The organism is Zhongshania marina (genome assembly GCF_002915595.1).
Lineage (GTDB): Bacteria > Pseudomonadota > Gammaproteobacteria > Pseudomonadales > Spongiibacteraceae > Spongiibacter > Spongiibacter marinus_B.
This window is the reverse complement of sequence record NZ_PQGG01000028.1, coordinates 85,889-93,683: the sequence shown is the minus strand read 5'-3', so window position 1 is coordinate 93,683 and position 7,795 is coordinate 85,889. Positions and strand designations below refer to the sequence as shown.

Sequence of the window (7,795 nt, the reverse complement as noted above, 5' to 3'; positions counted from 1 at the left end):
CGAACCCCTGTTACTGCCGTGAAAGGGCAGTGTCCTAGGCCACTAGACGAAGGGGACGCCGCGAGCCTCTCAGGGCGATAATGCTGTCCCTGAAAGAGGGCGCAATTTTAGTGTGACTCCCCCACCCCGTCAAGGCCAATTTAGCACTAAATCAAGGATAAATAACAAAAAAAAAGAGAAGCATCTCTGCTTCTCTTTTAACGCTGCCGACATTATCACCAGCGCGAAATAATGGCGTCCCCTAGGGGACTCGAACCCCTGTTACTGCCGTGAAAGGGCAGTGTCCTAGGCCACTAGACGAAGGGGACGCCGCAAACCTTTCAGACTCCGAGTCACTTGACGTCTGAAAGTGGCGCGAATTCTAGAAACCTTAGCGCCCGCCGTCAAGTCGCTTTTTACAATTAACGCTAAAAAAACAAAAAAACCTCAAATATCGCCTACTTAGCAATCAAATTGGCCATAAATCAATCAACCGAATCCTCAAGTCTTAACGATAATGAGTTTATGCAGTAGCGCAAACCGGTCGGTTCAGGCCCATCGGGGAAAACATGTCCCAAATGAGCCTCGCAGCGTGCACACACCACTTCCTCACGAATCATACCGTGACTCACATCGCGATTAACTCCCACTACCTCCTCGACTACCGGCTTATAAAAGCTAGGCCATCCAGATCCCGAGTCATATTTCGTGTCAGAATCGAATAAGTTCAAACCGCAGCAGCGGCAAACATAACTTCCGCTCGCTTTTACGTCATAGTACTCACCACTAAATGCTCGCTCAGTACCCTTTTGCCGACAGACATAAAACTCCTCGTCACTTAGAAGTTCCCGCCACTCTTGTTCAGTTTTCACTACTTTTTCCACGAATAACTCTCCACCTGTTTACCTTCAAAGCCGTATACTTAGCTGCTAGGCTATTTACGCGCTATATACCACAGTAGTTTATACCGCATTAAATAGCACACAAGACGAATTGCACAGGTAAGCAGTTTGACACTGCCCCTGCACACTATAAATCCGGTAGCTACCGGCTAAGAAGGCGGGAAATGGGCCATCATTTAAAATCGAAGAAATTGAACAACGTCTGCTATGAAATACGTGGACCTGTGCTACAGCGCGCAAATGAATTAGAAGAAGAAGGCCACCGTATTCTTAAATTGAATATCGGTAACCCCGCGCCTTTCGGTTTTAACGCCCCAGACGAAATTATCCAAGACGTTATCCGCATGTTGCCCGATAGCGAGGGTTACAGTGACTCAAAGGGACTTTACAGCGCGCGCAAAGCCATCATGCAAGAGTGTCAAAAAATCGGCATTCCCGGGGTTGGCGTCAATGATATTTATCTAGGCAACGGTGCCAGCGAGCTGATTAGCATGGCAACCCAAGCTCTGCTAAACCAAGGCGATGAGGTACTTATTCCAGCACCCGACTACCCTCTTTGGACTGCGGTAGTATCGCTTTCTGGCGCAAGCCCCGTGCATTATCTTTGTGACGAAGATAATGGCTGGCAGCCGTCTATTGATGACATCGTGAGCAAGATCACACCAAACACCAAAGCGATAGTGATCATCAACCCAAACAACCCTACCGGCGCGGTATACAGCCGAGAGATGCTAGAGCAGCTTGTTGCCATCGCCGAAGCACACAATCTTGTGGTGTTCGCCGACGAAATTTACAGCAAAATCTTGTTCGATGACGCCGTTCACATCCCTATCGGCAGCCTAAAAGCCGATATCCTGTGCCTAACCTTTAATGGCCTGTCTAAGGCCTACCGCCTTGCGGGCTTTCGCAGCGGCTGGCTTATTGTCTCGGGTGCAAAAGATCGGGCCGCAGACTATATCGAGGGGCTTAACATCCTGTCGTCGATGCGACTGTGCGCAAACGTCCCTGCCCAGCACGCTATTCAAACCGCACTGGGCGGCTACCAAAGCATCAACGAACTGATTCTGCCTGGTGGCCGGCTTTTAGAGCAGCGCGACTTAGCGCATAAAATGCTAAATGAGATTCCCGGCGTAAGCTGCACCAAGCCAGCGGGCGCCATATACATGTTCCCGCGCTTAGACCCAGAAATATACCCGGTGAAAGATGATGAACAGCTGGTACTAGACCTCTTGAATCAAGAGAAAATTCTGCTCGTTCAAGGCAGTGGCTTTAATTGGCACGAACCCGATCACCTTAGAATCGTGTTTTTGCCAAATAAAATTGACCTCGCTGATGCAATAGAGCGCTTTGCCAGATTCTTGGCCTCTTACCGCAAGCAGCTCGCCCTTAAAAGACTAGCTTAAACAAGCTAATGGGCTCGCAGGCAAACCACCTGTGGGCCCGCAATTACAGCCGATAATGTAGCACCTTCAATGCGGCATCCGAATCCGCCTCGGGAAAATCATCCCTTCCCGCCAACCTCGATACAAACCTAGCGCCTGGGCAATATTCCCTCATAACGCTCTCCAAGAAAGCCTGACCTAAATAAGGCGCGTTTAAGCACACGAGAATATCGCCGCCCTCTGGAAGCAAATCGGGAAATTGCCGAACCAATTTTTTGTAGTCATTTATCGCATCAAAGCTGCCAAGTTGCCGCGATGGTGGATCGCAAATAAGAATATCAAAGGGGCCTAGCTTCTTTAGGCGCCCCCAAGATTTAAGAATATTGTGGCTAAGAAAGCGCAGCTCAGATGCCCTCGCAACGGGATTTAGCTTGTGATTCTCTCGCCCCACAGAGAGAGCTGGCTTGCTCATATCGATATTCACAATAGAAGCCGCACCCGCCTGCTCTGCCGCAACAGAAAAAGCACAGGTGTAGGAAAACAAATTTAATACGCGCCTACCTTCAGCGCGCTCAGCAAGCCATGCCCGCGCTGGCTGCATATCCATAAAATAGCCGATATTTTGCTTGCCGCTCAAATCGAGTTGAAACCGATACGCTCCCTCCTGCGCCAAATAGCTATCTAAATTTTCTCCCCATAAACAATAACTTGAAGAGGCTTTATCATATCGATTCTGGACAATAGCAGCCGTACACTCCTTAGCAAATTTGGCCTGTAGCGCAGCACAAAACTGCGCCCAAAATTCTGGCTCCGGCTCCCGATATAAAACAATCCACAACAGCGGCTCAAAATAATCGATGGTGAAAAATTCGAAGCCTAGATAGCATTGTCCGCGGCCATGAAACAGACGTTGAGCGCCCTTTTCCGCCGCCAACTGCCAATCAGAAAAACATGTTAGCTTTTCAAACTCCTGAAAATCAGTCACCAGACGCGCTCACCCGATACATAATGACGTCACGGTAACCAGTCACAAGAGAAATGTAACCCTGCCATTCCGCATCTAACTCAGGGTCATTACTGTCTACTAGCAGAGGTCGCCCACCGAGTCCGCTAATCTTGGTTTTGGTCGCAATAATAATGAAATTCTCGCGCCCAATAGCGCGAATCAATGCGGGCGTTAATTGTTGGTTTCCCCTCCCGAGAATATGCCCCTGACCACCAATGGCGGTAATCACTGCTTTTACGGGGCCGGCGTGCTTACTAACTAAAGTTGCCAGTTGATCTGCGCTTAAATCACCTGCTAGCAGCTCATTATTCAACACCGCATCAAAACCCAATAAAGTATTCACTAGGCCAAGATGCGTCATAATGGCTTCCGTTGTACTTCCAGGACCAATGACGTAGAGGGTTTCAGCCTCCATTCCCTCAGTAATATGCTCGGCAATGTCGGACAACACCAGCTCCTCTTGCTCGCGCCCCCCAGATTTAACATGCTGTAAAAAGCCGCCAAGGCGTGGCACCAACAACTCACCAAAATATTTGGAGCGCACTACACCAGCTCTAAACGCCTCCTCGTCAATATCGCGAACCTCGCCCTCACCTAGCTCAACCAAACCACCAGAAACCAGTGCCAACACAATATCAGCAGCACTTTCAGGGCTGACCGCATAAACACCAGAGTGCATTTTGACCCCAGCGGGCACACCTAAACAGGGAGTAGCTAAGCCAATAGCGCTGCATATGTCCCGTGCTGTGCCATCCCCCCCTACAAACAATAGCAAATCAACACCGGCTGCAGACAAAGCCAGTGCCGCGCTTTGAGTATCGCTACTAGTGGTGTGAGAGGCAGATTCAGGGCAACCAACCGACACAAAGGGCAGGCCCGCAACCTCTCTAGCCCCTGCGCTATTCGCGGACATATCGCCCTCAAACCCAAACACAGTGACTTTAGTCGCTACTTGTTGAGCTATTTTCGCCAAACACCGCAGCGCGCGGGTGCCGGCACGACCACGATCGCTATTGGGAACCACACTAATATCAAGACCATCGCTCCCCTTCATGGCCAAGGGGCCACCCAGCCCCGCAAGCGGATTAACAATTAATCCTAGTTTAAACATAAGAACCCTTATTAAATTTGGGTAAGCGGATTAAATGGTTGATCTTACCTTTGCATGAGAGTGAGACAGACCGGCATCTCATCGGATTATCTGGTTGATGCTTCACCTACTGCTGGTGCATGTTTCCTTCGCTAATTCCAGCAAGAACCCCACACGCCTCAACTTCCCGGTCATCGTTGCAACTCGCTCTCAGTGAAACGAGTTGTTTCTCAAGCGCTTGCAGAGCGGTTATCTGCGACCGCACATGAGAGATGTGATCATCGAGCAAGGCGTTGACGGCGGTACAAGGCTGATGAGGGTCGTCCTGATAGCTCTGTAGTTCGTGAATCTCAGCCAGTGACAGGCCCAGGATTCTGCAGCGACGGATGAAGGCCAGCCCCTCACCATGCTTCTCGGTATAGACACGGTAACCGTTGTCCTGCCGATCAGGCGGCGGCAACAAGCCCTGCTGTTCATAGAAGCGGATCGTCTGTGTTTCGACCCCTACCAACTGCGCCAACTGACCAATGCGCATCAGCCTCCTCCCCAACGGATTCTTTACTCTATTGACCTTATAGTAGCTTTATAGTTTTAAATGGTACCACAACATTGTTCAAGTGGAGTCGTATCATGAGCAAATCCTGTGGTGGCGCCTGTGGCGGTGATGCAACGTCCGCAGCGGATACCGATATACAGGCCTCCTCCGAGGCGCCAGGGAGATGGGTCAGTGTTTATGCCGTGCCGAAGATGGACTGTCCATCAGAAGAACGAATGATTCGCCTAGCCCTGAACGGCTTTGAGGAGATTCGGGCGCTGTCCTTCGACTTGTCGAACCGCCGGCTGAAGGTCGTGCATGACGGCGAGGTCGAGCCCGTCACCTCGAAACTGAAGACCTTGGGGCTAGGCGCCTCGCTTCAGGAAACCGTCGCTGCAAATCCGGAGACCATCAAGGCCGCCGAGTTTTCGGCAGCTTCTGCTAAGCAAGAATCCGGGACCCTGCGCTGGTTGCTCGGCATCAATGCACTTCTGTTCGTGGTGGAAATGACTGCCGGTCTGATCGCCCAGTCCACCGGCCTGATTGGAGAATCCCTGGACAATTTTGCCGATGCGGCGGTGTACGGGCTTGCCCTTTATGCGGTTGGACATAGCGTGAAAATGCAGGTACGTGCCGCGCATCTTGCTGGTGTACTGCAACTGATCTTGGCTGTGGGCGTGCTCGTAGAGGTGGTGAGACGCTTTGTATTCGGTAGTGAGCCTGAATCGCTGGTGATGATGGCTATCGCATTCGTCGCATTGATTGCCAATACCAGTTGTCTGCTGCTCATATCCAAACATCGGGAAGGCGGGGCGCACATGAAGGCAAGCTGGATATTCTCGGCCAACGACGTGGTGATCAACCTGGGGGTCATCACCGCCGGCGCCCTGGTCGCGTGGACCGGTTCCAATTATCCGGATCTGATTATCGGCACCATCGCGGGGGGCATTGTACTTAACGGTGCCAGACGCATTTTGGCGTTGAAGGGTTAAATAATGCTCATTATTGGCAAAAAGCTCTCGCCGTATGCCCTATTGTCCATATCGGGCCTGCTGGCAGCGTCTGATCAGGCTGTAAAGTGGCTGGTGCAGCAATCAATGGCCTATGGCGAGTATGTTTCGGTGACCCCGTTCTTTAACTGGGTGCACCTATGGAACACCGGTGCCGCATTCAGTCTTTTTGCGAATGGTGGAGGCTGGCAGCGCTACTTTTTTATCGGAATCGCGGTAGTGGTCTCGATTTTTCTGATCAAGCTGATCCTTGAAAATCGTCATAAAGGAGAAGCCATCGCTTACAGTCTTATCCTCGGTGGCGCCATGGGCAACCTGATTGACCGGGTCTTTCGCGGCTATGTTGTGGATTCCTTTGATTTCTATTGGCGAGACTGGCATTGGCCGGCCTTCAACCTGGCTGATATTGCAATTGTCCTCGGTGCCTTACTTTTCGTTTCCAGCAGCTTGTTGGGTAAAAAAGCAAACACCAATGCCGAGCCGGATGGATCTGACTGACACCTACGCCTATACAACACCATGACCGAACTTCCCGACAACATCCTTCACCTGCCGCAATACCAAGTACTGGGCTGCAAATCAACCGACGACGAAATGCACTTCCAGGTGGACGTGCCCGATCCCATCGCCTGCGAGGAATGCGGCGTGCAGGGTGAGTTCGTACGGTTCGGCAAGCGTGACGTTCCCTATCGTGATCTGCCCATCCACGGCAAGCGGGTCACTCTCTGGGTGGTCCGCCGCCGATACACCTGCCGGGCCTGCAAGACAACATTCAGGCCCCAGCTACCGGAGATGGTGGACGGATTCCGTATGACACTGCGGCTGCATGAGTACGTGGAGAAGGAATCCTTCAACCACCCCTACACCTTTGTGGCGGCACAGACCGGCCTGGACGAGAAGACGGTGCGCGACATCTTCAACGCCCGCGCCGAGTTCCTGGGGCGCTGGCACCGCTTCGAGACGCCCCGCATCCTGGGCATTGACGAGCTATACCTGAACAAGCGCTACCGCTGCATTCTGACCAACATTGAGGAGCGAACCCTGCTCGACCTGCTGGCCACCCGCCGCCAGGACGTGGTGACCAACTACCTGATGAAGCTGAAAGACCGGCAGAAGGTCGAGATCGTCAGCATGGACATGTGGAACCCCTACCGGGCAGCGGTCAAGGCTGTGCTGCCCCAGGCCCGTATCGTGGTCGATAAGTTCCATGTGGTGCGCATGGCCAACGATGCCCTAGAGAGAGTGCGCAAGGGCCTCAGAAAGGAGCTGAAACCGTCCCAGAGCCGGACTCTCAAGGGAGACCGGAAAATCCTGCTGAAACGCGCTCACGAAGTCTCAGACCGGGAGCGCCTCATCATGGAGACCTGGACAGGCGCGTTCCCGCAACTGCTGGCCGCCTACGAGCACAAGGAGCGCTTCTACGGCATCTGGGACGCCACCACACGGCTCCAGGCAGAAGCCGCCCTGGACGAGTGGATAGCCACCATCCCGAAGGGCCAGAAGGAAGTCTGGAGCGATCTGGTCAGGGCAGTGGGAAACTGGCGCGAAGAGACCATGACCTACTTCGAAACGGACATGCCCGTCACCAACGCTTACACGGAGTCCATCAACCGACTGGCCAAGGACAAGAACCGTGAAGGGCGCGGTTACTCCTTCGAGGTGATGCGGGCACGAATGCTCTACACCACGAAGCACAAGAAGAAGGCACCGACTGCGAAGGTCTCTCCTTTCTACAAGAAAACCATCGGTTACGGACTGCCGGACTTCGCAGAGGAACTCAACTACGGAGTCGATCTATCAACCATCTGAGGGTGGTATCAGATTGATGGGGTGAAGGTGCCCCATCAACCATTAAGTCCGTATACCCTTAAATTTAAAGGTATAGCCTCGG

At 52.4% G+C, this 7,795-nt stretch carries 8 protein-coding genes and 1 tRNA gene; 4 read left to right on the top strand and 5 right to left on the bottom strand.

Going from position 1 to position 7,795, the window contains the following annotated elements; translation table 11 throughout:
* Window positions 1–232: 232 nt before the first annotated feature.
* Both C0068_RS11655 and msrB read right to left on the bottom strand, forming a co-directional pair.
* Window positions 233–308: transfer RNA gene (locus C0068_RS11655), tRNA-Glu, on the bottom strand.
* A 156-nt stretch (window positions 309–464) separates the two neighbouring features.
* Window positions 465–851: a peptide-methionine (R)-S-oxide reductase MsrB gene (gene msrB, locus C0068_RS11650; protein WP_434061421.1), complete on the bottom strand. Its 387-nt coding sequence runs from the start codon at window positions 849–851 to the stop codon at window positions 465–467.
* Between the two features lie 194 nt (window positions 852–1,045).
* Here msrB and C0068_RS11645 point away from each other — a divergent pair, with 194 nt between their 5' ends.
* Window positions 1,046–2,284 (top strand): pyridoxal phosphate-dependent aminotransferase, encoded by a 1,239-nt coding sequence (locus C0068_RS11645; protein ID WP_103684656.1) that lies wholly within the window; start codon window positions 1,046–1,048, stop codon window positions 2,282–2,284.
* Between the two features lie 43 nt (window positions 2,285–2,327).
* Here C0068_RS11645 and C0068_RS11640 read toward each other — a convergent pair whose 3' ends face one another.
* From C0068_RS11640 to cadR, 3 genes are all read right to left on the bottom strand, one after another.
* A complete protein-coding gene (locus C0068_RS11640; protein ID WP_158249981.1) occupies window positions 2,328–3,248 on the bottom strand; it encodes a class I SAM-dependent methyltransferase in 921 nt (306 codons plus the stop codon).
* On the bottom strand, window positions 3,241–4,380 hold the full coding sequence (locus tag C0068_RS11635) for an ATP-NAD kinase family protein (RefSeq protein ID WP_103684654.1): 1,140 nt from the start codon (window positions 4,378–4,380) through the stop codon (window positions 3,241–3,243). The genes C0068_RS11640 and C0068_RS11635 overlap by 8 nt, the downstream gene beginning before the upstream one ends.
* Window positions 4,381–4,486: 106 nt before the next feature.
* Window positions 4,487–4,894, bottom strand: coding sequence for a Cd(II)/Pb(II)-responsive transcriptional regulator (gene cadR, locus C0068_RS11630; RefSeq protein WP_004364961.1), 408 nt, complete (start codon window positions 4,892–4,894; stop codon window positions 4,487–4,489).
* Window positions 4,895–4,989: 95 nt separating this feature from the next.
* On the opposite strand from cadR, the gene C0068_RS11625 reads away from it, so the two are divergent.
* From C0068_RS11625 to C0068_RS11615, 3 genes are read left to right on the top strand one after another with little or no spacing between them, the layout of a single operon-like run.
* On the top strand, window positions 4,990–5,886 hold the full coding sequence (locus C0068_RS11625; RefSeq protein WP_004574643.1) for a cation efflux transmembrane domain-containing protein: 897 nt from the start codon (window positions 4,990–4,992) through the stop codon (window positions 5,884–5,886).
* Between the two features lie 3 nt (window positions 5,887–5,889).
* Complete coding sequence (gene lspA / locus C0068_RS11620) at window positions 5,890–6,402, top strand: signal peptidase II (protein WP_004863699.1); 513 nt, start codon at window positions 5,890–5,892, stop codon at window positions 6,400–6,402.
* A gap of 21 nt (window positions 6,403–6,423) precedes the next feature.
* A complete protein-coding gene (locus C0068_RS11615) occupies window positions 6,424–7,713 on the top strand; it encodes an ISL3-like element ISPpu12 family transposase (RefSeq protein WP_004574636.1) in 1,290 nt (429 codons plus the stop codon).
* The last annotated feature ends 82 nt before the right edge of the window (window positions 7,714–7,795 follow it).

What these genes read in the sequence shown, in the direction of transcription:
- C0068_RS11645 (WP_103684656.1), top strand. Translation starts at nt 1,046, where the DNA reads ATGGGCCATCATTTAAAATCGAAGAAATTGAACAACGTCTGCTATGAA.
- C0068_RS11635 (WP_103684654.1), bottom strand. Translation starts at nt 4,380, where the DNA reads ATGTTTAAACTAGGATTAATTGTTAATCCGCTTGCGGGGCTGGGTGGC.
- cadR (WP_004364961.1), bottom strand. Translation starts at nt 4,894, where the DNA reads ATGCGCATTGGTCAGTTGGCGCAGTTGGTAGGGGTCGAAACACAGACG.
- C0068_RS11625 (WP_004574643.1), top strand. Translation starts at nt 4,990, where the DNA reads ATGAGCAAATCCTGTGGTGGCGCCTGTGGCGGTGATGCAACGTCCGCA.
- lspA (WP_004863699.1), top strand. Translation starts at nt 5,890, where the DNA reads ATGCTCATTATTGGCAAAAAGCTCTCGCCGTATGCCCTATTGTCCATA.
- C0068_RS11615 (WP_004574636.1), top strand. Translation starts at nt 6,424, where the DNA reads ATGACCGAACTTCCCGACAACATCCTTCACCTGCCGCAATACCAAGTA.